This is a genomic window from Robertmurraya sp. FSL W8-0741, assembly GCF_038004005.1.
GTDB classification, from domain to species: Bacteria; Bacillota; Bacilli; order Bacillales; family Cytobacillaceae; genus Robertmurraya; species Robertmurraya siralis.
This window is the reverse complement of the sequence record NZ_JBBOQG010000001.1, coordinates 4,687,359-4,713,549: the sequence shown is the minus strand read 5'-3', so window position 1 is coordinate 4,713,549 and position 26,191 is coordinate 4,687,359. Positions and strand designations below refer to the sequence as shown.

23 protein-coding genes, 1 riboswitch and 1 other annotated feature are annotated in these 26,191 nt (G+C 37.2%); of the genes, 16 read left to right on the top strand and 7 right to left on the bottom strand.

Annotation, left to right across the window (positions count from 1 at the left end; genetic code table 11):
• The first annotated feature begins 4 nt into the window (after window positions 1-4).
• From NST02_RS22945 to NST02_RS22915, 7 genes are all read left to right on the top strand, one after another.
• Window positions 5-1,225 carry a phosphopentomutase gene (locus NST02_RS22945; RefSeq protein WP_095312861.1) on the top strand — a complete coding sequence of 407 codons (1,221 nt, stop codon included), beginning with the start codon at window positions 5-7 and terminating at the stop codon, window positions 1,223-1,225.
• Window positions 1,226-1,230: 5 nt separating this feature from the next.
• Window positions 1,231-2,382 (top strand): YhfX family PLP-dependent enzyme, encoded by a 1,152-nt coding sequence (locus NST02_RS22940; protein WP_212934307.1) that lies wholly within the window; start codon window positions 1,231-1,233, stop codon window positions 2,380-2,382.
• A gap of 40 nt (window positions 2,383-2,422) precedes the next feature.
• Window positions 2,423-3,163: a glucosamine-6-phosphate deaminase gene (nagB, locus tag NST02_RS22935; protein ID WP_095312857.1), complete on the top strand. Its 741-nt coding sequence runs from the start codon at window positions 2,423-2,425 to the stop codon at window positions 3,161-3,163.
• A 124-nt stretch (window positions 3,164-3,287) separates the two neighbouring features.
• Window positions 3,288-4,358: an amidase family protein gene (locus tag NST02_RS22930; RefSeq protein ID WP_095312855.1), complete on the top strand. Its 1,071-nt coding sequence runs from the start codon at window positions 3,288-3,290 to the stop codon at window positions 4,356-4,358.
• A 27-nt stretch (window positions 4,359-4,385) separates the two neighbouring features.
• On the top strand, window positions 4,386-4,763 hold the full coding sequence (locus NST02_RS22925) for a PRD domain-containing protein (RefSeq protein ID WP_095312853.1): 378 nt from the start codon (window positions 4,386-4,388) through the stop codon (window positions 4,761-4,763).
• Window position 4,764: 1 nt separating this feature from the next.
• The gene (locus NST02_RS22920) at window positions 4,765-5,124 is read left to right on the top strand and encodes a DUF2620 domain-containing protein (RefSeq protein ID WP_095312852.1); all 360 of its coding nucleotides are present in this window, start codon (window positions 4,765-4,767) and stop codon (window positions 5,122-5,124) included.
• Between the two features lie 26 nt (window positions 5,125-5,150).
• The gene (locus NST02_RS22915) at window positions 5,151-6,443 is read left to right on the top strand and encodes a YhfT family protein (protein ID WP_095312850.1); all 1,293 of its coding nucleotides are present in this window, start codon (window positions 5,151-5,153) and stop codon (window positions 6,441-6,443) included.
• 113 nt (window positions 6,444-6,556) lie between these two features.
• Here NST02_RS22915 and mgtE read toward each other — a convergent pair whose 3' ends face one another.
• Complete coding sequence (gene mgtE / locus NST02_RS22910; RefSeq protein WP_095312848.1) at window positions 6,557-7,915, bottom strand: magnesium transporter; 1,359 nt, start codon at window positions 7,913-7,915, stop codon at window positions 6,557-6,559.
• 223 nt (window positions 7,916-8,138) lie between these two features.
• Window positions 8,139-8,305: riboswitch (M-box (ykoK) riboswitch) on the bottom strand.
• A gap of 476 nt (window positions 8,306-8,781) precedes the next feature.
• Between mgtE and NST02_RS22905 the strand changes: the two genes are divergently transcribed.
• Window positions 8,782-10,452, top strand: a complete 1,671-nt coding sequence (locus NST02_RS22905) for a methyl-accepting chemotaxis protein (RefSeq protein WP_235879524.1) — start codon at window positions 8,782-8,784, stop codon at window positions 10,450-10,452.
• 74 nt (window positions 10,453-10,526) lie between these two features.
• Here the strand turns inward: NST02_RS22905 and NST02_RS22900 are convergent, their stop codons facing one another.
• Both NST02_RS22900 and NST02_RS22895 read right to left on the bottom strand, forming a co-directional pair.
• Entirely contained in the window at window positions 10,527-11,453 is a 927-nt protein-coding gene (locus NST02_RS22900; protein WP_137744216.1) for an IS3 family transposase, read from the bottom strand.
• Window positions 11,354-11,911, bottom strand: a complete 558-nt coding sequence (locus tag NST02_RS22895; RefSeq protein ID WP_340949871.1) for a helix-turn-helix domain-containing protein — start codon at window positions 11,909-11,911, stop codon at window positions 11,354-11,356. Before NST02_RS22895 ends, NST02_RS22900 begins: the two co-directional genes overlap by 100 nt.
• Before the next feature lie 317 nt (window positions 11,912-12,228).
• On the opposite strand from NST02_RS22895, the gene NST02_RS22890 reads away from it, so the two are divergent.
• Complete coding sequence (locus NST02_RS22890) at window positions 12,229-14,010, top strand: methyl-accepting chemotaxis protein (RefSeq protein ID WP_137744218.1); 1,782 nt, start codon at window positions 12,229-12,231, stop codon at window positions 14,008-14,010.
• 40 nt (window positions 14,011-14,050) lie between these two features.
• Here the strand turns inward: NST02_RS22890 and NST02_RS22885 are convergent, their stop codons facing one another.
• Window positions 14,051-14,728 carry a hypothetical protein gene (locus NST02_RS22885; RefSeq protein WP_340949870.1) on the bottom strand — a complete coding sequence of 226 codons (678 nt, stop codon included), beginning with the start codon at window positions 14,726-14,728 and terminating at the stop codon, window positions 14,051-14,053.
• A 164-nt stretch (window positions 14,729-14,892) separates the two neighbouring features.
• Window positions 14,893-15,166, top strand: a binding site (T-box leader).
• Between the two features lie 229 nt (window positions 15,167-15,395).
• Here NST02_RS22885 and NST02_RS22880 point away from each other — a divergent pair.
• From NST02_RS22880 to NST02_RS22865, 4 genes are all read left to right on the top strand, one after another.
• The gene (locus tag NST02_RS22880; protein ID WP_211344132.1) at window positions 15,396-16,256 is read left to right on the top strand and encodes an SAM hydrolase/SAM-dependent halogenase family protein; all 861 of its coding nucleotides are present in this window, start codon (window positions 15,396-15,398) and stop codon (window positions 16,254-16,256) included.
• Window positions 16,257-16,375: 119 nt separating this feature from the next.
• Window positions 16,376-16,933 (top strand): ECF-type riboflavin transporter substrate-binding protein, encoded by a 558-nt coding sequence (locus NST02_RS22875; RefSeq protein ID WP_095312840.1) that lies wholly within the window; start codon window positions 16,376-16,378, stop codon window positions 16,931-16,933.
• 30 nt (window positions 16,934-16,963) lie between these two features.
• Entirely contained in the window at window positions 16,964-18,676 is a 1,713-nt protein-coding gene (locus NST02_RS22870) for an ABC transporter ATP-binding protein (protein ID WP_137744220.1), read from the top strand.
• Window positions 18,667-19,497, top strand: coding sequence for an energy-coupling factor transporter transmembrane component T family protein (locus NST02_RS22865; protein ID WP_137744221.1), 831 nt, complete (start codon window positions 18,667-18,669; stop codon window positions 19,495-19,497). Before NST02_RS22870 ends, NST02_RS22865 begins: the two co-directional genes overlap by 10 nt.
• Window positions 19,498-19,690: 193 nt before the next feature.
• On the opposite strand, the gene NST02_RS22860 is transcribed toward NST02_RS22865, so the two are convergent.
• Entirely contained in the window at window positions 19,691-20,788 is a 1,098-nt protein-coding gene (locus tag NST02_RS22860; protein WP_095312834.1) for an ABC transporter ATP-binding protein, read from the bottom strand.
• 671 nt (window positions 20,789-21,459) lie between these two features.
• Between NST02_RS22860 and NST02_RS22855 the strand changes: the two genes are divergently transcribed.
• The gene (locus tag NST02_RS22855) at window positions 21,460-23,154 is read left to right on the top strand and encodes a methyl-accepting chemotaxis protein (protein ID WP_170211338.1); all 1,695 of its coding nucleotides are present in this window, start codon (window positions 21,460-21,462) and stop codon (window positions 23,152-23,154) included.
• Between the two features lie 152 nt (window positions 23,155-23,306).
• Window positions 23,307-23,465 (top strand): VOC family protein, encoded by a 159-nt coding sequence (locus NST02_RS22850; protein ID WP_095312830.1) that lies wholly within the window; start codon window positions 23,307-23,309, stop codon window positions 23,463-23,465.
• A 315-nt stretch (window positions 23,466-23,780) separates the two neighbouring features.
• Here the strand turns inward: NST02_RS22850 and NST02_RS22845 are convergent, their stop codons facing one another.
• Window positions 23,781-23,930 carry a hypothetical protein gene (locus tag NST02_RS22845; protein ID WP_170211339.1) on the bottom strand — a complete coding sequence of 50 codons (150 nt, stop codon included), beginning with the start codon at window positions 23,928-23,930 and terminating at the stop codon, window positions 23,781-23,783.
• Between the two features lie 203 nt (window positions 23,931-24,133).
• Here NST02_RS22845 and NST02_RS22840 point away from each other — a divergent pair, with 203 nt between their 5' ends.
• Window positions 24,134-25,348 (top strand): serpin family protein, encoded by a 1,215-nt coding sequence (locus NST02_RS22840; protein ID WP_340949868.1) that lies wholly within the window; start codon window positions 24,134-24,136, stop codon window positions 25,346-25,348.
• Between the two features lie 60 nt (window positions 25,349-25,408).
• On the opposite strand, the gene NST02_RS22835 is transcribed toward NST02_RS22840, so the two are convergent.
• Complete coding sequence (locus NST02_RS22835) at window positions 25,409-25,861, bottom strand: hypothetical protein (RefSeq protein ID WP_340949867.1); 453 nt, start codon at window positions 25,859-25,861, stop codon at window positions 25,409-25,411.
• Between the last annotated feature and the right edge of the window lie 330 nt (window positions 25,862-26,191).

Below are 26,191 nucleotides of genomic sequence, written 5' to 3'. Positions count from 1 at the left end.
TATCATGAACAGAAGGGCAATTATTTTAATATTAGATAGCTTAGGTGTTGGTTTTATGGAGGATGCGAAGGATTATCATCCACAAGATGTAGGTGCAAATACCTTTGCGCATATTCTAGATGCTGTGCCACAACTAACGATTCCAACGTTTGAACAATTAGGCATAAATAAAATTTTAAATCATCCTCTTTTAAAAAATCGAGACAGTATAGCCAGTTATGGTGTTTGTAACTTAATGCATCATGGTGCAGATAGTTTTGAAGGACATAATGAGATTATGGGCACGAAACCGAAAAAAGCTTATCTTGCTCCGTTTATCGAAAATATAGAAATTGTAAAAGAGGCATTGGAGAAGGAAGGCTATAAGGTCACAATTCCAAATCAAGATTTGCCCTATTTATTAATAAATGATCTCGTTATTGTTGCGGACAATATTGAGACGGATTACGGTCAAATTTATAATGTAAGTGCACCGCTGGACTACATCGCGTTTAATGAAGTATTGAAGATTGGTCAATGTGTAAGAGAGCATGTAAAAGTGAATCGGGTCATTGCTCTAGGTGGGGAAAATGTTACTCCACAGCATCTGCAGAATTCTGTAGAAAGAAGAGAAGATGGGTTAGTTGGGGTTAACTCTCCTAAATCCAATGTTTATAACAAAGGATATCAAGTGCGACATTTAGGTTTTGGCATAAATCCGGAGCATCAATTGCCGACTTTAGCTATAAAAGCAGGCTATAATGTTTCACTTGTTGGGAAGATGCAGGATGTTATTTATTGCGAGGGGGCTAATAAGTTTCCTGGAGTAGATACTGCTCAAGTAATGGAGGATATATTAGCTGAACTAGATCAAGTTTCAAATGGAGTGATTGCAGCAACTGTCCAAGAAACTGATCTGGCAGGTCACGCTCAAGACCCGGTTCGTTATGCAAATCGGATCGAAGTAGTCGATCGTTATTTACCCAAATTACTCGAAAAGATGAAAGACGATGATCTCCTGATTATGAGTGCTGATCACGGAAACGATCCTACAATCGGTCATAATCAACATACAAGAGAAAAAACTTACTTGTTAGCTTATCAAAAACAATGCAAACCAGTGGAATTGGGAGAGCGAAAGACATTATCAGATATTGCGGCAACAGCAGCAGATTTCCTGGGTCTATCAAATATAGAAAATGGAACATCATTTCTCCCACTAATAGAACAGCCAAGAAAGGAGTGAGAATTATGTTTTTAGAAGTCGTTCAAAGAAGAAATCCTAAATTAGTAGAATTTGCTACAGAGCTTCATCAGAAAGGCTTCATCTCACCGAACACATATGTTGTTGACTTAGAAACGATAAAAAATAATAGTCAAGCTATTTCCAGAGAAGCCAAAAAACTGGATATTGAACTTTTTTTCATGACAAAGCAATTTGGCCGCAATCCTTTGCTTTCGAAAGCGATTGTTGAAGCCGGTATAGAAAAAGCGGTTGCAGTTGATCCTTGGGAAGCACTTTCCTTAAATAAAAATGGGATCAAAATCGGACATGTAGGGCATCTTGTACAGATTCCTAAAAAGATGATTCCCCAAATCCTTATGCTTAATCCAGATTTTGTGACTGTTTTTAGTTATGAAAATGCTAAAAATATTAGTGATGTTTCTGCCAGCATGAATAAAAAGCAAAAAATATTTTTACGGGTTGCGAATGAAAATGATTTTCTTTACGACGGTCAAGAAGGTGGCTTCACGTATAAACAACTAACAGAACAAATTGAACAGCTAGAGAAATTGACGGGAATAGAAATCGCAGGATTGACAAGTTTTCCTTGTTTATTAATAGATGGAGGCATTCCAGAAACAACTCCGAATGTAGAGTCTATGCTTAAAGTTAAGGAATTTTTAGAAGGAAGAGATTATCAAAGTCTTGAAATGAATATGCCGAGTGCCACATCAACAGCGACGCTAAATCTGTTGAAAATGTGCGGTGCCACACAGGGGGAACCGGGGCATGCATTGACAGGTACCACTCCATTGCACGCAATGGAAGATTTAGCAGAGAAACCAGCTATGGTCTATGTTTCAGAAGTATCCCATTTCTATAATGACAAAGCATTTGTATTTGGAGGGGGATTTTACCCGAGATCGAAAATGCAGGGGGCACTCGTAGGTTCAAGTATAGATAACCTTAGATACTATCCTATTGTCGAAAATGATCCTACCAATATCGATTATTATGGTGCCTTGAAAACAAATGATGTCAAGATTGGTGATACGGCCATATATGCTTTTCGTACTCAAGTCTTCGTCACAAATGCCCAGGTAGCAGTAGTTGGAAATATAACAACAAACCCTGAATTGTTAGGTATTTACGATTCAAAAGGAAACGTAATACGTTAAAACTTTCTGGGAATGATTACTTATGAAAGGAAGGAATTGAGTGGAGATAATCTGTGTGAATAACTATGATGAAATGAGCGAAAGAGCTGCAGCGATGATTGCGGACCAAATAAAACATGTTCCTCATTCAACATTAGGACTGGCAACAGGCTCTACACCGGAGGGTCTATACAGAAGTTTAATTCAAAAAAACAGACAGGATAAAGTATCGTTTAAAGATGTGACGACCTTTAATTTGGATGAATACATTGGACTTTCTGAAACAGATACAAACAGCTATCACTTTTTCATGCATAGCCATTTTTTTGATTATATTGATATTCAGCATCATAACATACACATTCCGAATGGATTGGCAAATGATTTGGAACAAGAGTGTGAGAATTATGAAGCAAAAATACGGAACATCGATATTCAAGTGTTGGGTTTAGGGTTAAATGGTCATATCGGTTTTAATGAGCCTGGTACATCTTTCTTAAGCAGGACGCATCTTGTCCATTTAACTGAATCGACAAGAAAAGCAAATTCTCGCTATTTTAAAACAATAGAGGATGTTCCTGAACGGGCCATTACGATGGGGATTAATACCATCATGAAAAGTAAAAAGATTATTCTACTAGTTTCGGGAGAGAGGAAAGCAGAAGCAGTAGAGCGACTAATGAATGGAGAGATATCAGAGGATTTTCCAGCTTCTGTTTTACAGCGCCATCCTAATGTTGTCTTAATTGGTGATAAAGCTGCACTAAAAAAGCTTCGTTTACAAAATGAATTTATTTGTTGATGAAGATATAAAAGAATATAAATCTTAACATCACATTGAACGAAGCAAATGTTAGCGCTATAATTACAATATACAATATATTGTATAGGAATAATAGTTTAGATATAGATTGCGAGTGAGCTTAATGACAAATTTGAGCAACAAACTTGAACTTGCTAAAAGAGAAGTAGGGAGGTCTGTTATCTATATCAATCCAAATGTCAGAGAGGAAAGTGAAACAAAAAATCAACATCCATTATATTTTGGGCTGAAGGATACCAACCAGATCCCTGATAACATCATTAATAGGCTTAGATATCATCCCGATTATCTTTGGTTAACAGTGGATAAGGCATCAAATAGAGGACGTGCCATAGATACAGACTTAATCAATCCTGTTACCTATCGTGTTATGACAGGTTCGACAAGCGGTGGTCCAATCAATATCTTGAAGGGAATGATTGATTTTGCTATCGGAACTGATGGGGGAGGTTCTGTATTAGCCCCAGCACTTAGTTGTCAATTGCCTTCAATGATTGGATCAGGACTTGGACTTTTAGTAAAACATCAAAAGAAGTCTACAGAGGGGCTTTCGTTTACAGGTAGTATAGGGGTTATCGGTAAGAATATAAAGACGTTAAAAGAAGTAATGGAATGCCTAATCGGAACAAATTTTGAGAGGAAAGCCAATAGAGGATTCAAAGTCATTGTGCCAAAAAAGGGAACTGTTAACTGTCCAGATGGTCAAGATATGAATAAAAAAGTTATGCACTACCTGTCAAAAATACAATGTGGTGAGTACTCCGTTGAAGAGACAGAGATGAGTGGAATCGATGACCGAAAACGCGGAATAGAAATTATCCATGAATCCTTTGAACAAAGGGGAGCTGACATAATCGTTACTTGTGAGGGACCCATCGATGTGTATGGCTATGGAGAAACGATTCCACAATTTTTGGGAAATCCGGGTCGAGAACTGACAAGAAATCATGGTAAATACCTAGTGAGAGCAGCCAACATGTGTGGAACAACCGCTATTACGGTTCCAATTGAAACATTAGCTTGTGGATTAGTGATCATTGCCAAAAAAGGTTTCGAGACATCAATGATTGCTCTTGAGATGGCGGCAAGACTTGAAGAGGTCATTTCAATGCCAGAAATTTGGAAGCGTTATTTTATTCAGGAACCTAAATTTACAGGCTTGGATTTACAATAATTTGTTTGTTGAAAGGAGAGTAAAAGAATGAATTTATACGAGTATACCGAAAGATTAAAAATTCTACTGGAACAAAACGTGATTTCTGGTAAATCTCATGATCTTGCATTACTTGCATTTAAAGAGTTGAGTAAAAAGCTAAATAAAAATGATGTTGAGCAAGCAGAAATGTTATTCACTCATTTACCGATGGCATTAGATCGTTGCAATAGTGGAAAAGAAGTAGAAGGTCCAAGTAATGCGATCATGAATGAAATCACTCAATCTAATTATTTCCCGATTGCAAAGGCGCAGGTAGATTTAATTGAAGAAAAATGGGGAAGTTCCATACCTGAGGAAGAGAAAAACTATCTATATATGCATTACACAACCGTACTGAATGTAAATAGTGAAGGAGGAAAATAAAATGAAAATTGTCGTAGGTGGGCAAGTAGAAAAGAAACAAATTGAGAATTTGATTAAGGAGTTGGATTCATCGATTGAGACTGTTGTGAAGTCTGATTTAGAAGCGGCTATGTTGATGAAAACAGGACAGGCTGATTATTATTTTGGTGCATGTCATACGGGTGGTGGCGGTGCCTTAGCAATGGCCATTGCCCTGATTGGGAAAGATAAATGTGAAACAGTATCCATGCCAGGTAAGAAACCAAATGAAGAAAAAGTACTGGAAGCTGTACAAAATGGAAAGAAAGCTTTTGGGTTTACTGGAGATCATGTTGATGAGGCAGTACCAATGATCATTAAAGCGATTAAATCAAATTCATAATCAACTGAGATAGGAGGAAATAAGAGATGGAAACATTATTCGTTGTATTAATTGGTGCAGTCGCTGCCGTTTTATCGAATAGAAATATTGCTGTTTTTAATGATGGTTTACGACCAATTGTTTCGGAAAATAGTGAAGGAAGGCTGAAACGGCGAGAGCTAGGATTAACAGCGTTTGCCATGAGCTTTGGGCTAGTTATCGGCTTCGGTATTCCGTTTACGTTATCAGCCAGTATTATTTTAATTCATAGTATTTTATTAGGTACAGATATTATTGGATTAATCACGCCAAGGAATAAATGGGGAACTCCTGTTGCCGCTGCAATCGGTGCTTTATATGGCTGGGGACTTATTGCCGGTTTGGAAGGCTTCGTGAAATTATTTGATCATTTGCCGGTGAATTTTTTAACTCCGCTTGGTGAAGTGGGAACCCCGGTTGTTGTTACGTTTATGGCATTCCCAGCTTTAGCTGTTGCCATGCAATTTGGTATTAAAAAAGGGATTTTAACTTTTATTGTATCCGCTTTAGTTAGACAGTTGGCGGTATGGATGAATACTAGTGAGTTTTTAAAGATTGGAGACAATGTAGTCACATTAAACCAAGAGGGTATGGCTTTAATTATTGGAATGATTTTCTTATTCACTTATGCAATGAAAGAAAAAGCGGTAGACGGGGCGAGTATTGATTTAGCTTCAGTGTTTAGTGATAAAGTAAAGTCTATTAAGAAAAACGTTGTCTTCTTTATGATTATTGGCGGTCTAATTGCGGGAGCGACTAACCTTTTATTAATGGCAGGAGATCCGATTTCATTAAATCTACTTGCTGAAGGGAAACAAACAGATGCAGGTATTGCGGCAGCTGCAAGAGCGATTGGCTTTATCCCGTTAGTTGCTAGTACGGCAATTGCAACAGGTGTATACAGTCCTGTTGGATTCACATTAATTTTTGTTGTTGGTTTATTTTCTCCAAATGTATGGTTGGCAGTCGTTATCGGAGCAATCGTTATTTTTGGTGAAGTAATGTTATTAAGCTTTATTGCAAGATTTCTAGATAAATATCCTGGTGTTAGAAATTCTGGGGAGAATATTCGTAGCGCTATGACTAAACTTCTAGAAGTTGCCTTGTTAATTGGTGGTGCAAACGCTTCTAACATGATCGCACCTGGCTTCGGTTTCTTCTTTATTGCAGGCTTCTATTTATTGAATGAGGTAGCAGGAAGACCGATTGTTCGTATGGCTGTCGGTCCACTAGGTGCAATTGCAGTTGGTATTATTGCCAATATTTTAGTGGCGTTAGGAATAATGGTTATTCCTCAATAAAACTTAGATAGATATTTAACTAGAAAGCAGGTTGTCCCAAAAGCATAGATTTTTGAGACAACCTGTTTTTACATATTTTTTACAAAGCGAGCCCTTTCTTTCTAGAGAAGGCTCTACATTAAATGAGATATAAATATGGATGCTATTCCAAAATAGATTAATAATGACAAAACATCATTTAAGGTTGTAATCAGCGGGCCAGATGCTACGGCAGGATCGACTTTAAATTGGTGAAGGATTAGTGGAATAATGGTCCCTGCCAAAGTTCCAATAATAAGTGTAATGACGAGTGTACTGCCGATAACGAGCCCCAATAGTGGATTTCCTTGCCATATATAAGCGATGATCGATATTAATATCCCACACGTAAGTCCAATAATAATTCCAACAAGTAGTTCTCTGAAAATTAGCTTCATTACTACTTTTTTATTTATATCTCTAGAAGTAAGTCCTCTCACAACAACTGCTAAAGATTGTGTGCCTGTGTTTCCTGTCATTCCCGCAATCATGGGCATGAAGAATGCTAAAGCTACAACCTTTTGGAGCGTTTCCTCAAAAGTACTGACAATAGTTCCTGAGACTAGTCCGATAAATAATAACAAGATTAGCCAAGGCAGTCTACGGTATGCTGCTATTGGAGCCTTTGTATCAAAGTCAATATCTTTTCCTGATGCAGATAATTTCTCAATGTCCTCCGAAGCCTCTTGAATTAAAACATCGATCATGTCATCCACTGTTAGAATCCCAACTAAAACATTATCATGATTCACAACAGGCAGGGCTAAAAAATCGTATCTTTGAATAATTTGGGCAGCGCGCTCTTGGTCCGTATCGACTGTCACTGAGATGACCCGTTCATACATAATCGTTTCAACTTGTTCTTTAGGCTCGGATAAAATAAGGTCACGATAGGAAATAACACCAATTAGTTGCTTCTTATCATTAATGACATATAAGTAGTTTATGCTTTCGGCAATTTCTGCATACTCCCTTAGTTTATTCATTACGTCTTTAACAGTATAGTGTTGGGGGATCCAGACATATCGATTCGTCATAAGTCTCCCTGCAGTTTCAGGAGAATAGTTCATTAAATCTTGAACTACTTGCGACTCCTCCTTTTTCATATTCGCCAAAAATTTTTCTTTACTTTCTGGCAATAGTTCTTCAAGGAGGGTTACTAAGTCATCGTTATCCATTTTGTCCATTACTTTTACTGCTTTTTCAATGCCTAAATGATTTAAGACATTTTGTTGTTGTTCATTGTCCAACTCTTGAAGCATACTTGCCAATTGAGCGATATTTAGAAACGATAAAAATCGATTTCGATGCTTAATAGGCAACAATTCATAAATTCGTGCAATATCATACGGATGTAATTCATCTAATAAACGATTAAATTCAGTTCTCTTTGCATCTTTGAGGTATTGAATCACTTGGATTGTGATTTCATTTAGCGTATAGTCTTTTACCATTGTTCTCACCTTCTTCTACTTAACTAGGATGTATCAGTCCATTTTAAAAGAAGGCAACTCTTGAGAGTGCTTAAAATGGACATACATCCTTTTGTTTCTTAATATTCTGTTCATTAACCTATGCGAATAAGGACTACTATCCATTTTTAACCACCCCCTAAAAATAAAAAAACACCATCACAGAATGAAGGTGTAATATCAAATAAAATACAACTTTTTTAGAGATTTCCTTCATTCGTAGAGTTTTAGCACTGTGCGGCATAGGAATAAATTCCAGCTACATTAAAAACCACCTTAATTCGATGGTTTCTGTTGACCCATTGGCATCTTTGGATATTTCTGGGCAGCAGCATATCTCCAGCACAGGAGCCTCACCTAACGAAGGTATTTAATTGACAATATAATATTATATTAGAAGTCTTTCGATTTGTCAATAAAAATATGGGGGTTGGAAATAATGAAATGCAAGAGAACTATTTCATTTATTTGATTGAAGGAAACACGTTGAGATGTTTTTTAACAATTACATAATAAAAAACTTCCCAGATGTCTCGAAACTCCATTTGAGTCCATAGGGTTCTAAATTTATAAATACAGTCAAGGTACTAATGCTTGTTTTTTAAAATAAAAGGACGCTGGAAAAAAGATGTTTTTTTATGATAAAAGATGCATTGACTTATGTATATTATGATATAAATATGATATTATTATAGGAAAAGTGTCAAAAGTAAATAGTTCCATAGTTTTATAATAGAAGCAGCAATACATAGTATTAAAGAATCATTTGTAGGGTTTAGAGTGAATATGCATCACTCTAAATACAAGACTAGAGAAAGAAGGCGCTTACAGATATGAAGAGTATCCGCATGAGACTAACATTAAGTTTTTTGGCGATTATCGTACTTTGCTCGGGCTTAGCCATATTTAATTATTTCTCACTTTCTATGATGAATCAAAAAACAAAGGGGATGCTTTCGAATGACTTGCCAACGTTAATTGCGGGCAAGGAATTATCGTATAATATCGCTAATAGAGTTTCCCTATTAAATAGCTTTATGCTGTATGGGGACAAGAGCTATAGAAGCGATTATGATGAATACTACTTACAGAGTGAAGATATTAAGGAGCAGCTTCTTAAAGGTGAGCAATCTGCAGAGATTTTAGGACTGCTTGAATTAACAGAAGAATGGCACCGAGTAATCCAAGAAGAAGTGTTTGCCGTTTACGATAAGGGGGAAAGAGATGAGGCTGCGAGAATTTTAGAAACGAAATCACAGCCAGTTGCTGAGAACCTTATAGATCGATATCAGGCGCTTGCAAAGAAGCAAGAGGAAAATGCTATCAAAAATGGTAACAGTGCTTTAGAGTTTGGAGAAAATATTCAGTTGAATGGCATTATTGTCTCTATCGCCATTGTCCTCATCGGCTTAGCAATCGCCACATATACGTCTGGAGTCATTACAAAACCGATCAGACTAATTGTAAATAGGATGAACATCATTGCTAAAGGTGAGCTTCCAGCAGAACCACTGAAGACAAAGTTAAAAGATGAAATTGGTCAGTTAATTACTGCTGTTAATACGATGAATGAAAATGTTAGAAATATGATTATTCAAATCAGACACGTTTCTGAGGATGTAACGAGCCAAGGTGAAGAACTCACTCAATATGCTGATGAAGTAAAGATTGGTAGTCAACAAATTGCCACCACGATGGAGGAACTATCTAAAGGGGCAGAAGAACAAGCAAGTTCATCAGCTTCTTTAAATGAAAAAATGAGCGATTTTGCCCAAGAGATCATGCAAGTAGTGGTTGAAGGGGAAGGGGTAAAAGAAAAGGCAGGCTCAATGGTTCAATTAACAAATGAGGGCAGCCATGCGATGGATGAATCGATTCAAAAAATGGCAGTGATTAATGAAAGTATGAAGAAGTCCAATTCTATGGTCAAGGGTTTAGACAGTAAAACAAATGAAATTACACAATTGGTTAATGTCATTCGAGAAATTGCTGACCAAACGAATTTATTAGCACTGAACGCAGCCATCGAAGCTGCTCGTGCTGGTGAGCAAGGAAAAGGCTTTGCTGTTGTGGCCGATGAAGTACGAAAGCTCGCTGAGCAAGTTAGTAACTCAGTTTCAGATATCACTTCAATTGTCACAGATATTCAAAATGAATCAAAACAAGTGGTGGATTCATTAGATAATGGTTACGAACTTGTTCAAGAAGGGACAGCCCAAATTTCTTCAACAGGAAGAACCTTTATGAAAATTCAAGGGAGTATTGAAGAAGTGGAAAACAATATCGAATCAATGGCGGCATCGTTGTATGGTATTCTGGATAACACTCAATCCATTAATAATTCAATCGAAAATATTGCTTCTGTTTCTGAAGAAAGTGCTGCTGGTTTGGAGCAAGTGTCAGCGACTTCACAGCAGTCAAGCAGTGCAATGGAAGAAGTATCAAATAGTGCAAGATTGTTGGAAGAGAATGCAACTAGATTAAATGAATTGGTTCAGCAATTTAAAGTAAGAGATTAATCTGGATAAAAATCAGAAAAAGCTCCGCGGTTAAAAGTAACCTGGTGGTGACCCCACAAAGTTAGAGTTTTAATTTAAGCAGCTAATTGGCTGGTATGGGTACGGTATTGAACCGGACTCATGCCTGCCAATTTTTGCTTTATACGCTTGTTATTATAATAATTGATATACTCTTCCATTCTCTTTCTTAATTCATCAAAAGCGCACAGTGATTCTCCATAATACATTTCTTGTTTCAATAAGCCGAAAAAGTTCTCCATGGGCGAATTATCTAAACAGTTTCCTTTTCGCGACATACTCTGGAACACTTTGTTTTTTCTGAGCGTGTTTACCCATTTAGTATGTTGATAATGCCACCCTTGATCAGAATGTATAGTAGTTCTAAACTTTGAATCTCTTACAATTTCTAGTGCTTCCTCGAGAGGCTTCATTGCTAATTCTAGGGTTGGACGCATACTTATCCCGAATGAAAGAATTTCCCCATTAAACATATCCATAATTGGATTTAGATACAGTTTTACACCGTCTGAACACTTAAATTCTGTAATATCTGTGGTTAATTTTTGATGACACACGTTTGTGTAAAAACGACGATTGATAAGGTTCTTGGCAACAGTTCCAGTCGTACCCTTGTAAGAACTGTACTTGCGCAATTTTAATCTGAATTTATCTCCTTTGAGCCCGAGTTTATTCATGATACGTTGCACTTTCTTATGATTCACTTCAAACCCACGGTTTTTTAATTCCAATTGAATACGACGATAACCATAATTTCCGTTATGTTCTTCGAAAATGGACTGAATAAGTTCCTCCAACTCCTGGTCTGGATTCTCCTCCTTCAACATTTTCATATGATAATGGTAGGAGGATTCTGGAATGCCGACTTTTTGTAAAACATCTATTAGCTTGAAGGTTTCTTTGAGTTCGAATGATAACGCTGCTTGTGCTTTTCGAGATAGCCCTCTGGATCCATCTGAAAAGCTCGCAACTTTTTTAAGTATTCTACCTCTAAACGTAGAAGTTCGTTTTCTCTTTCCAACTTTTGTTCATATGTCATTTCTTTTGATTCCGTGTTTTTTGTGTTCTTTGCTTTATCAGACATAGGAGGCCGTCCTTTAAGTTTATTCAGGCCTTCAACACCCCCATCATGAAAAGCTTTCTTCCATGATGCTATTAAGGGAGGGTTCGTTAACCCAAAATGGAGGGCTGTTTCCGTTTCAGAAGAACCTGTTCTCTTCATAAAGCTTAATACATCAAGCTTGAATTGAACAGAATAAGTTTGCTTTTCCTTCTTCCTCATCAAGCCATCCATCCCAAATTTCTCGTACAGTTTTACCCAACGTTTAATTGGAGAACTGCTTGTCATTTTATATTTCTCTGCCAAGAGATCATATCCTAATTTTCCTTTTTGATACTCTCTAACTAGCATTAACTTAAATTGTTCACTATATTTTGCCATAAAAATACACCCAAAAGTTAAATTTCACTCTAACTTTTGGGGTGCAGTACAAAACGTGTAAGCTCTTTTTTTGTGTGTTTAAATTTTTGAAATATAATACTAATTCTGAATTCGAAAAAATGAAATGTTTTTATGGAAATAGGTCTTTTAAAACAGTAAAATCTACTCATGTACATTTTTTTATATGAAAATAGTAATAATGAATAAAAAAATGAAAGAAGCAACGAAGATAAACAGCATGAAGTGAAAAATTTTATAGAAAGAAATGTCGAAACGTTTCGCCAAACAGCCCGCTATCAACAGAGGAGGATTCGTATATGAGAAAAAGATTTAAGTTTAAAAAATTAAATAATTCTCAAAAGAAAAACTTTCAGCAGAAAAGTATTTCTTTAAAGAGGCTATCGTTTATAAACATAAAAGGACAAGGCTTAAAAACGAAAATTTTGCTCGGTTATGGGGTTGTTTTATTATTGCTCATTATATTGGGAGCGAGTGTTCTTTTTAATGTAAACAGCCTTAATCGTCAAATTGAAAAAACGATTCAAGAGGATGTACAGACCCTTACATATGAGTCACAAATGAGTTACAATATCGCCAATCGAATGGCGATGTTGAGGGGATTTCTTTTATTCGGCGATACACAAGATAAAGAGCTTTTTGATGAACACACAAGAAATAGTAAAAAGTTAGAAGATAAGCTATTGGAAATGGATAATTCCAAGGAGCTGGAACAGCTTCTATATGCAAGTAACAACTGGGGCATGCTCATTCAGGAACGAGTGTTTACAGCTTATGACAGAGGCGAACGCGAGCTGGCTTTGAAAATCGTCAATGATCAAGTAGGCCCGATTGGGCAGCAATTGATGGATTCATTTGACGAGCGGGTTAGCGAGAAAGAAAAAATGGTCGAACAAAGCGGCAAGGAGTTGCTTAATCGTGGGATTGCCATGAATAGCTTTGTGATTATTTTAACGATTATCGCGATTGTACTTGGCGTAGCAGTTGCTCTTTTCCTTGCTAATTATATTGTGAGACCGGTTCATCATGTTGTTGAAAAGATGAACCAAATTGCCAAAGGAGATTTCACAGGGGATGATTTGAAAATAATTTCTAACGATGAAATCGGACAGTTAAGTACTTCAGTTAATTTGATGTCTGTAAGTTTAAAAGGCTTGGTTGAGAGTGTGCAAAAAGTGACTGAGCAAGTAGCTGCATCATCGGAGGAATTGTCGGCAAGTGCTGAACTGACAACGGCTGCCACTGAGCATGTCGTTAATAATATCAATGAAGTTGCGAAGGGGTCTGAAGTTTCGGCAGAAGTAGCGACCAACAGTGCGCTTGCGATGGAAGAGGTAAGCATCGGTGTTCAAAGAATTGCGGAGTCCTCTTCAGAAGTCGCAGCTATGTCGCAGCAATCTACTGATATAGCCAAAGATGGAAATACAAAGATTGACCGAGCAGTAGAACAAATGAGTCGAATTTCTGGAACAGTCGAATCGACTTCTGCAATTATTAAACAATTATGGGAAAGATCAAAGCAAATTGGTGACATTGTTACAGCGATAACTGATATTTCAAGTCAAACAAATCTGCTTGCCTTGAATGCAGCTATTGAAGCAGCAAGAGCAGGAGAACATGGGAAGGGCTTTGCTGTCGTCGCAGATGAAGTAAGAAAATTAGCTGAGCAATCGCAAGAGTCAGCAGGGAAAATTAAAGAATTGATTGAAAAGACACAGGAAGACACGAATGATTCGATTCAGTCAATGATGAGAGTTGTCGAAGAGGTTGAGGCAGGGACATTGGATGTCAATGAAGCAGGCGAAGCCTTTAAGAAGATTTTAGCTGCCGAAATCCGGGTTGCAGAGCAAATTCATGAAGTTTCTGCCATTTCTGAGCAGATGTCAGCCAATACACAAGAGGTATCAGCATCTGTTCAAGAAGTTCAAACGATCGCAACACAAAGTTCTGAAGGAACTCAAACGATTGTTACAGCTTCCAGAGAGCAGCTTGCATCGATGGAGGAGATTTCAGAATCAGCTAAGTCGTTAAGTGAGATGTCTGAAACACTGCAAAATGAACTTGCGAAGTTTAAAATATAAATGATGAAAGCTGGTGCGTTTTAAGGCACCAGCTTTTCAATTATGCTTGGATTTGGCAATCTTGAAGTTTAATATATTGTCCATCGCTAATCGTAATGTACATATCAGATTGGACATTTTCGTTTGTGACAATACTGTCGATTTGGTGTCTACTGTTTTTCGAAACTTCTAAATAGCCCATCCCTATTGAACTGTCTAGAATTACTTTATATTCACCTGCAGGGATATCTTGCCCTACCTTGAACATTCCATTTTGATAGAGTCCGTCTTCTGGAATAATTGATGGAGCCGAATCAACTGGATACATTTCTGTACCTTGAAGTTTGAAATATTCCCCGTCGTTTAACGTCACATAAGTGTGCCCTCCGCTCACTAAGTTGTCGTTAAAAATAATGCTATCCAATTGTCCAGTACTATCAGATGCGCTTTCGATGTAACCGGCTCCATTGGCAAGGACCAGATACTCGCCGGCAGGGATATCGGAACCGACTTTATACACCCCTGCATTAATTTTGGAATCGTTTTTCCCTTCTTTCTCCGTTGGCGCTTCTTTATCACGTTCATTGTTCGTCTCATCTGTCTGCGCCTTTTTGTTGGCAGTTTCGTTATTGTTTGCCTCCTCATCTCCACACTGGGTTAAGGCAATAACGATAATGATCGCTAATAACCAAAACCACCATTTTTTATAAAAAGGTTTTCTCACTTTATCTTTTGCCATGAATAAATCTCCTTTGTTTTTTTAGTATAAAAAAAGAGAATCAGCATTATTATGAGTTTTGTGGACAAGAAGTACCCAACAATAAAATAATTAAAAAAATTCTTCTTGCGCTCACGAAAAGAATGCTCTATAATCAATTTTAAAATTAATTGAAATTTAAGAAATGAAAGACGATGAAGAGAAAAAGTAGGATTTTGCAATTTTACACAGAGAGCTTCGGTAGCTGAAAAGAAGCAAAAATTCGAATCTGAACAATGGCCTCTGAGTTTCGTGCTGAACATATCATCATTGATATTAGTAGGTTCCGACGAGATTTGGTACTCGTTATCAATACCACAGTATCTGGGAGAAAAATGCCCATGTACTCGTTGAGGCTGTTTTGTGCGAGCAAACAGTGAAGTAAGGTGGTACCACGTGAATGATAAACACGTCCTTATCCAGTGATGGATAAAGACGTGTTTTTTTATTTCTTTACAGGAACATTAAATTTTAATTTAGAGAATTGTCAAGCTCCAACGCCTATCGCCTATCAAACTTCAGTTTCTTCCTTACGATAAGTCAACTTTTGATTGCTTTTCACCATTCAAGTTTTCTGTATCTCAGTCGAAACCTTCCAGTTCATACGGCGATGAGCAAGGCGCTTCCACTTTTCTAATAGGGAGGAATTATTGTGAATAACTATTTAGTGCTACAAACGGATTTTGGGATCAGTGACGGTGCTGTGAGCGCGATGTATGGAGTTGCCTTATCTGTTCATCCAGCTATTCGAATATTTGATTTAACTCATGACATCCCTCAATACAATATTTGGGAAGGGGCTTATCGCCTTTATCAAACCATTTCTTATTGGCCTGAAGGTACAGTTTTCGTATCTGTTGTTGATCCTGGTGTTGGTTCTGAACGAAGGAGTGTTGTCGTGAAAACAGCAACCAATCACTATATTGTCACTCCCGATAATGGAACATTGACACAAATTAAGAAGGAAATAGGAATAGTTGAAGCAAGAATTATTGACGAGAAGGTGAATCGCCTTCCGAAATCAGGCGAGTCATATACATTCCATGGTCGTGATGTATATGCGTTTACGGGAGCAAGGTTGGCAACAGGAATCATCACGTACGAACAAGTTGGTCCTGAGGTAGAGGTCGATTCAATTATTGAATTGCCAGTATCTGAAGCAAAATTGATTAAAGGGGGCGTGACTGGCAGCATTGATATTCTTGATGTTCGGTTTGGAAACTTATGGACCAATATCGAGCGAGAACTTTTTAAGCAATTAGACATCGTCTATGGTGATTCCTTTGAAGTGACGATAGAGAATGATACACGTCAGGTCTATAAGAACATTATGACTTTTGGTCGTTCTTTCGCAGACAGTCATTTAGGAGAACCACTTCTATACGTCAATTCTTTAGATAAAATAGGCGTTGCTCTAAACCAAGGTTCTTTTGCAAAAGCATACCATGTTGAAACAGGGGTTAATTGGACAATTTCGATACGTAAAGTTCAGAATATAAGCTATAATTAGTGGTTTTTCCGAACAATTAATGAGAATTCCTTTGTAATATGCGGAAAAATGTAACAAATATTTAGAAAAGAGTTTATAATTAGTAATTGTAATATTCAAAAGATAAGGAGCTGGACATATTGAACAGAAATTATTTATCCATTAAAACGATCGTAGCTATTGGAATTGGAGCTGCACTATTTATGATTTTAGCCAAATTTGCTTCCATTCCTTCTCCGATTCCGAATACTTCAATCCAAACCTCTTATGCATTTTTAGCGTTAATGGCTGCAGTTTTTGGGCCGATTGCAGGTGGGTTAATTGGTTTTATCGGTCACGCCCTTAATGATGCGATCTCCTATGGGTCAGTGTGGTGGAGCTGGGTTATTGTATCCTTATTTGTAGGAGCAACGATTGGTCTGTTTGCGAAGAGAATAAACATTGAAGCAGGTGGTTTTACCGTAAAAAAAGTCATTACATTCAATGTTATTCAAGCAGTGGCTCAAGGAATTGGTTGGTTTTTAATTGCCCCGGCGTTAGACATTCTTATTTATGCAGAGCCGGCTAATAAAGTATTTGCACAAGGTGTATTTGCTGGACTGTCTAACATTGTTACGGTGGGGGTATTAGGAACGATTTTGCTATTCGCCTATGCCAAAACGCGCAGTCAGAGCAACAGCTTGCATAAGGAATTATAAGGAGTATTTCGAGAGGATTCGATTAAGAAGATGAAAAAACCAGTCATTGAATTTAGCAATTATAGCTTTAAATACAACAGCCAGGTTGAGCCCACTCTGCACAATCTGAACCTTACTATCTACGAAGGGGAAAAAGTGGTGATTGTGGGACCCTCTGGTTCCGGGAAAAGTACGATTGGTCAGTGCCTCAATGGGTTGGTTCCTTTTTCATATAAAGGTGAAGTGACTGGAAGCCTTGCGATTTTTGGCCAAGAAGCAAGGAATTTAGATATTTTTACTTTATCAAAAATGGTCGGGACTGTTTTGCAGGATCCGGATGGTCAATTCATTGGTCTGACAGTTGGGGAAGATATTGCTTTTTCGTTAGAAAATGATTGTATCGACCAATCTCAAATGGTTCAAATGGTCGATGATATTGCGAAAATGGTGGATATGGAAAGACGCTTGCAATCGTCTGTCCATCATTTGTCTGGCGGACAAAAGCAAAGGGTGTCATTAGCAGGAGTGATGGTTGACCAAGTTGATATTTTATTGTTTGATGAGCCGCTGGCTAATCTTGATCCGACGACAGGAAAATCAGCCATTGAACTTATTGATCAGATTCATGAGCAGATGAATAAAACGATCATCATTATCGAGCATCGCTTAGAGGATGTTTTACACCGAAATGTTGATCGCATTATTGTTATAGATGAGGGGAGAATCGTTGCTGATGAGCATCCGGATGCAATATTGGCAAGCTCAATTTTAGAACAGCATCATATTCGAGAACCATTATATGTGAAAGCAGCAAAATACGCTGGCTGTGCATTAACAGCAGAGATGCGTCCTTCCCGGCTGCATACATTTGCTTTAAAAAATTGTCAAGAAAAGCTGATAGAATGGTATGAAAATGTGGAAAGAGAAGGGAAGACAAAAAGCAGCTCACCTGTGCTAGAAGTCGAACACCTGTCTTTTTCATATCACGGTGGTAAAGAAATCATTCAAGACATTTCTTTTTCGGTCCAGAAAGGTGAAATGGTCAGTATCGTTGGTAAGAATGGAGCAGGGAAATCAACCCTTTCGAAGCTTATTTGTGGATTTGAAAAGCCCCAGTCTGGGAAAATTATGTTTCATGGTCAAGAGGTGACCGCGGATTCGATTAAAGAGAGAGCTCTTAGAGTTGGCATGGTGATGCAAAACCCTAATCATATGATTTCCAAAAACATGATTTTCGATGAGGTTGCTTTAGGATTAACAATTCGTGGTGTCCCGGAAAACAAAATTAAAGAGAGAGTGGAAAAAACACTGAAAGTTTGCGGCCTTTATCCGTTTCGAAACTGGCCGATTTCAGCTTTAAGCTTTGGGCAAAAGAAACGAGTAACCATTGCCTCGATTCTTGTTTTAGAGCCGGAAATCCTCATTCTTGATGAACCAACTGCTGGTCAGGATCTTCGCCATTATACAGAGATTATGGAGTTCTTAGTTGAATTAAATCGGCAAGGAATGACAATTCTCATGGTTACTCATGATATGCACATTATGCTTGAGTATACATCGAGAGCGATTGTCATTACAGATGGACAAATCATAGCCGACGATTCTGCAGCGGCTGTGTTGACGAATAGGGAACTTATTAAACAAGCTAATTTAAAAGAAACATCCTTATTTGAGTTGGCAGAGCGCATCGGCATAGAGGAACCAAAGGAGTTTGTTGAACGCTTCATTGTCTTTGATAGGGAGGAGCGAGGGAAATGGCAGTAGAAATGCTCTCATATATAGAAAAAAATACGGCGGTGCACCGCTTAACTGGTGTTACAAAGCTCCTATGCTTTATCCTCTGGTCTACGGCGGCAATGCTTACTTATGATACCCGCATCCTTATTTTTTTGTTTCTTATGAGCATTTGGATTTTCATTGTTTCAAAGATAGAGATAAAAGAGGTTTCCTTTGTTCTCATTTTTATTTTCATTTTTTTGCTGTTGAATAATGTGGCGATTTATGGGTTTTCTCCTCAAGAAGGAGTCAAGATTTATGGTACAAGCCATGTTTTGTTTGAAATAGCAGGGAGATACAATGTAACGCTGGAACAGATTTTTTATCAATTTAATATTACCTTAAAATACTTTACAGTTGCCCCTGTGGCATTGCTCTTTATTGTAACGACACATCCAAGTGAATTTGCAGCTTCTTTAAATAAGATTGGAATTAGCTATCGAATATCTTACGCAGTTTCTTTGGCACTTCGTTACATTCCGGATGTGCAGAGAGATTTTCGCAATATCGCTCTGGCCCAACAGGCTCGAGGGCTGGATATGTCGAATAAGGAGAAGCTGCCAAAGCGTGTGAAGAATGCCGCTTCTATCATTATTCCGCTTATATTATCTAGCTTAGATAAAATCGAAACTATTAGCAATGCGATGGAACTCCGCGGTTTTGGGAAAAACAAAAAAAGAACGTGGTATAGCTCCCGTCCTTTTCAAAAAAGTGATTACCTAGTTCTAACATGCTTTATTCTGATTTTAGCTGCCAGTCTTATCATTACATTTCATGACGGGAATCGTTTTTACAATCCATTTCAATAACGAAAAAAGGAGAACCTTTTCATGTGAAAAAGTTCTCCTTTCAGACTTACCTGCAAACGCTCGCTTTCTTTGTTGCTTCGCCTTGTCCGGTGCTCATTACCAATTAAGGTAACTCCGCTCCTTCCCTCGAAAGACAAACGTTTCATTCAGTCTGAAGGGAAACGGCTATTTATCATCTTTGACTTTGTCTATGTTAGCGAATTCTCATTTCTGTTTCCTTATCAAAGAAATGTACTTTGTTCATATCGAATGCGATATCGATGTTTTCGCCTGGTGCGATCTGGCTGCGTGAATCGATTCTGGCAACAAAGTTCTGATCTTCCAGGGAAGAATAGATCATCGTTTCAGCACCTGTAAGCTCGGCAACATCAACTTTTACTTGAAGCTTAGAGCCTTGAGAGGCTTCAATAAATAACTGCTCATCATGAATATCTTCTGGTCTGATTCCTAGGACGACTTCTTTCCCCACATATCCTTGAGTACGCAACATTTTCATTTTCCCTTCAGGAATATCTATTTCTGTACTGCCGGTTACAAATTTGCCTTCTTCAATTATTCCATTGAAAAAGTTCATGGAAGGAGAACCGATAAAGCCGCCTACAAAGATATTTTCAGGGTTCTCATATACTTCTTTCGGAGCTCCAACCTGCTGAATCACTCCATCCTTCATAACAACTAGGCGGCTTGCCATCGTCATCGCTTCGGTTTGATCGTGGGTAACATAGATCGTTGTTGTTTCTAAACGGCGATGAAGCTTAACGATTTCCGCACGCATCTGCACGCGAAGTTTGGCATCAAGATTGGACAAAGGTTCATCCATTAAAAACACCTTCGCATCACGAACAATCGCACGACCAAGTGCAACACGCTGACGTTGACCGCCGGAGAGCGCTTTTGGCTTACGAGTTAAGTAAGATTCCAATCCTAATATTTTTGCAGCTTCTTTAACCCTCTCATCAATTTCCTTTTTAGAAAATTTTCGGAGCTTTAATCCAAAAGCCATATTATCGTATACAGTCATATGCGGATAGAGGGCATAGTTTTGGAATACCATAGCAATATCTCTGTCCTTTGGCGGTACGTCATTAACCCGCTTCTCATCGATATAGAGGTTGCCTTTTGAGATTTCCTCAAGCCCTGCAATCATTCGTAATGTTGTAGATTTTCCACATCCAGACGGACCAACAAATACAATGAATTCCTTATCTTCAATTTGCAAATTGAAGTCTTCTACCGCAGTTACTTTATTGTCATATATTTTATAAACATGATCTAATTTTAATTGAGCCATCTTTATGACCTCCTTTTTGTTTTTGAAAAGGCTTACAACAATAGTCTACCTTTAGCTGTATAGATGGACAATGGCATCTTGCACAAAAATAAAGAGAGCTTTTTAGGCAAAGTGCCGACAGAATGAATTAACCTATCTCCAAAAAAGTTATTAAAATTTTAAAGAAATATATTTTTTTGAGTGGATTGTGGGCGCAAGTGTTGAATAGCTCGAACAAGTCAGAGAGTAATATTTAATAAGATCTATTAAAAATTTCCCTGTGATTAGGAGAGTTGAATTGATAAAACCTGTTTTCTGAAACTCTTAAATGGTAAATTGACTTTTCTTATTTTTAATGAGTGTTTGTTCATTATGAGTCTGAATTGAAATAATATTCTAATTAGAAAAAATAATACTATTAAACTCATTTTAACTGTGATAATATTTGTTTACACATTAAAAAAGCTGAGACAAGTTTTGCATGAAAGGGGAGAATCCGTAGTTGCTTTACTCTAATGCTTACCCCATTATAAGAGCGTGGGAGAAGAGAAAAGGTGAACAAAAAGCAGGAATAAAAATGGAAAAAATTTTAACTTAAAATGGCCCATTCTATTTATCAATAGAAATGGGTCATTATTAATGCATTTAAAAATTTATAGATGGGGAGAACAACGATAAAATTCTTAAAAAATATGAAAGTATTACACAAGCTTCTTTTCCTTATAGTATTTTTTGCTATATCCATCCTAGCCATTTCATATGTCAGTATTAGTAAGTTATCTGAGACAGCAAAAAGTTCAGCGACAATTTATCATGAACAACTTGTTCCAGCTGAATTATTCAGTCAAATTAGTGAGGACAACAGAGCAATAAATTCATACTTATTAGAACTTTTAATTACGGAAGATACTGGACGAAACCTATATTTAAGTGAAAATATTGATCAAACGATCAAAAATTCGCAAAGCATATTAGAAGAACTATCCTCAATGCAGCTGAACCCCGAAATAAAACAACAATTAGATCTATTAACTTCGCTTAATGAAGAGCTGAATATTGCAAGAGAAGACGTAAAAAGATTAGCAATGGAGAACAAGAATGGGCAAGCTTATGAATTGTTTCAAGAGAAAATAGAGGATAAAAGAGTAGAGTTGAATGACCTTATTGAAAATATTTCAACTTTAAATTCAACAAGTGCGAAAACCACTTATGAATTGGCAGTGTCCGATTCTGAAAATGCGACGAAAATTGTCATTATTGTGATTATTGTTTCCTTATTAATCTCTTCTTTAGTCGGTATATTGATTGCAGGATTAATTACAAAACCAATTAAAGATATACAGAAGTTACTAGGTTTAGCTGAAAAAGGTGATTTTACCGTTATTGGTCGCTATGATTCAAAGGATGAAATTGGAATGTTGAATCAATCATTTAATAACATGATCGAGGGTGTAAATAAGGTTATTCGTACGGTCGGGGAAACATCTGAACAAGTTGCCGCTTCCTCTGAAGAATTGAGCGCAAGTGCTGAGCAAAGCACAAAATCTAGTGAGCATATTTCAGAAACGATTCAAGAGCTTGCTGTAGGAGCAGAGGATCAGGTGAAGCATATTGAAGAGAGTACAAGTGTCTTTAGTCAAATAAATAACAGCACTCAACAAATATATGAGAATACACAAAAGGTATCTGGAACAGTACATCAGGCAGCACAGATGTCTGGAGATGGAAGAAAAGTAATTAACCAAGTAAATGACCAAATGATGTTTATTGATAATAAGGTGACTTCACTGGTTGAATCTTTTAATGTTTTATCAGCTCGTTCAAAAGAGATTGGTAATATTATTGAAGTGATTACGAATATCGCAGCACAAACCAACTTACTGGCACTAAATGCCGCGATTGAAGCTGCAAGAGCTGGTGAGCATGGAAAAGGCTTTGCGGTTGTCGCAGATGAGGTTAGGAAATTGGCAGAAGAATCAGCTCATTCTGCAGAACAAATCTCCAAATTAGTTGCACATATTCAAACAGATACTAAAGAAACAATGGAAACTGTTAATAATACAACTGCTGAAGTGAAGGAAGGAATTTTAGTTGTAGCAGAAGCTGGAAAGACTTTCACCGAAATTGAAACAGCTATTAATGGTGTTGTTCCTCAAATAAATCAGGTTTCGGAACTAATTAAAGAGCTTCTTACGGGAACAGATCAAGTTTACACGTCTATTGTTGAAGTACAGGGGGTTTCACAGGAGGCTGCCGCTAGTACACAATCGGTTACAGCAGCGACCGAAGAACAGCTAGCAGCGATGGAGGAAATTGCATCATCAGCACAATCCTTAGCCAATTTAGCAGAAAACCTTCAAGATTTAATTAAACAGTTTAAATTATAAATGTAAATACGCGAGAGACCTCCGATCTGATTATGAGGAAAGGAGGTTTTTTGCTATCTTTAATTGAATAGTAATGAATATGTATACTCAAATTTAATTGCATCCACTAATAAGCGCCTGTAAATTATAAGTAATGTAAGGGAGAAAAAGTGATGTTGGAAAAAATCTTGTTTAATGAAATACCTGTAAGAAATATGGAGACGTCCATTTCATGGTATAAAGAGGTTCTCGGCTTGCAGTTGATTTGGTATTCAGGAGGAGGCGCTGGCACAGTTAAATCTTCCTTCTGGTCAGATGGTATTTTTAAATGAAACTAGTTACCACGCTTTTGATCTGTTTTCCGGAATTGTAGGGTGAAATTCCGGAATTAAGGCAATTTTTCCGGAAATACCTCTGCTTTTTCCGGAATTAATCACGATTTTTCCGGAATTCACCTTCGTTTACGTAATACACACGATTTTTTGTTTGTTCTTTATCAATCGCCGTGATGGCTATACACAATGGCTACACAACTACCAAAATTCTTAAACAATAGATAGTCACCTCATTATAGAGACAATATCATAGGCGACACAAAAAGCTGAAAAGAGCGAATGAGAGATCATTCACTCTTAAACAATAATGAATTAGTTTTTATTTTTAGCTGTTTTGCCATTCACAGGATGTGGCTCTCCGTATCCTTCCACATTTCCTGCATGTTCTTGATGATAATTTGAACCCTCTTTGTTAAACCCTTTAGCTTGTTTATTTTGGATTTTATTTATGTTGTTTGGCAATGGGAACACCTCCTTTCTTAAAATCAATTTGTTGTAAAGGATTTAAGCATGAATTCATCTTCAGTTATATACTCTTTTAAAAATTCGTTTTCTATTCATCATTCAGTACTGTATTTAGCAGAGGTTTTACTGTAACGACTTCTTCCTTTTTACAGTCTAATGTTATAAAAGATCGTGTGGTGAATAGTTTGAAGAGGTTAAACGTGCTTAGTATTTTAATGACAATCGTTATAGTGACAACAGGTTGTGGGAAAGAAACTAGCAATGCCGACTTTCAAAAGGATGATTATCAAGAAATCGTTGCACCTAATAATCAATTAGGGTTTGAATTACTTTCTAAAGTGGAGCCTAATGATGATGGAAATATTTTGATTTCACCTATTAGTTTATTTATGGCATTATCAATGGTTTTTAATGGAGCAGATGGTGTAACGAAAGATGAAATGACCAATGTTTTAAATAGTAAAGGAATAGATGCAGAGAAGTTGAATCAGGCTAATGCATCTATGGCATCGATGCTGCAAAAGGACTCCAAGAAAATTCAATTGAATGTGGCCAATTCAATATGGCTAAATGAGGCTTATCAGTTTCAAGCTGATTTTGCTCAAAATAATCAAGATTACTATAATGCCATGATCGAAGAAATTGATCCTTCTGCGCCTAAATCAGCTAAGCAGATTAACAATTGGGTTAAGGAAAACACAAATAAAAAAATAGAAAAAATTGTTTCGGATCAATTGGATCCGTCACTAGTGGCGATGCTTATTAACGCCATTTATTTTCATGGTGAATGGAAGTATGGTTTTAATAAGAATCAAACAGAGAATCGTCCGTTTTATAGCGATGGTGAGACTATTAATAAGCTTCCTGCAATGCTTCTTAATGAAGAATTACCCTACATGGAGAACGAGGATTTTCAAGCAGTGTCTCTTCCTTACGGCGATGGAGAAATGAGTATGAAAATATTCTTGCCGAGAGAAAGCTCCAGTTTAGAAGAGCTTGAACAAATATTCTCATATGATAATTGGATAAAGTGGAATTCTCACTTTCAAGAAAAGGAAGGAACGATGCTCCTCCCGAAGTTTCAAATGGAATATGAAACATTGTTAAATGATGCGTTAATCGCTCTTGGAATGCCCTCAGCGTTTAACGATGATGCAAATTTCTCAAACATGTTCGAAGGTGCTTCTTCTGTGGCAATTAGTGAAGTAAAGCAGAAAACATTTCTCAACGTGAATGAAGAAGGGTCGGAAGCGGCTGCGGTAACTTCAGTAACAATGGAGGAATCAGCGAAAATCACTTCTGAAGAGCCATTCTACATGGATGTAAATCGGCCATTTGTAATAGTCATGACGGATGAACAGTCCGGTACAATTTTGTTTATCGGTGCTATCTCAAATCCAAAGGAAGGAGATTAAGCTTATTGAACTAAAAAAGCATCGATTGTTGAAATCGATGCTTTTCGTTTTTTAGAAAGATTACCACGTATGAAAGTTTATATTGTTAGGCATTCGTTTCTTTATTGTCTCAATTTGTTCTGTATTAAAATCATAACCAACAAATTCGGTCCCATTATGTTCAGAAGAAAACAAGAAACGACCTTTTCTATGAAAGAATAGGGAAAACCACTTTAGCTGGTTTTCCTTGCCAAGAAAATTAGAAGTAAGATATTCTGCGATTTTTGGTGTTAACGCTCCGGAAAATACCGTTTCATTTCGTTCTACTTTATAGACAAGCTCCGTCAAGAATCTTTCTTTTAGCTCATTTATCACTTCTTTTTCATCATTCCAGCATCTAATTTCTATCGAATCAGACATAGCTAAAATATAGTTCATAAGCGGCTTCCAAAATGAGTAAGACACGGAAATGCGGTAACCGCTATCTGTGTATTCAAGCTCGTTAATTTCAAAATAAATATTAGCTGTGTTCATATTTATCACCTGATTCGTTCCGATTTATGGTTTATGGGGCACAGATTTATTATCTTTTAGCTAGAGCGTTTTGGCAATTTAATTTTTGTTTAGGCATGCTTCTTATTGGCTACGGGTGTTGACATCATGCAATCAACGAATTGCTGTTATGAGTGAAATAAGTTGCAAGGTGCTGGGTGCTTTGTACTCCTTTATTTAGTCCGAAATTGTTTCGAGGCGCAGCTGTTTCTCGTATTATGGCCGTTCATGGTGAAGCGTTTTTTCTGTTAAAAAAGATTTAACAACTCTGGATGCTAAAAAGGCATTCTTGTCTTATAATAGGCAGAAGGA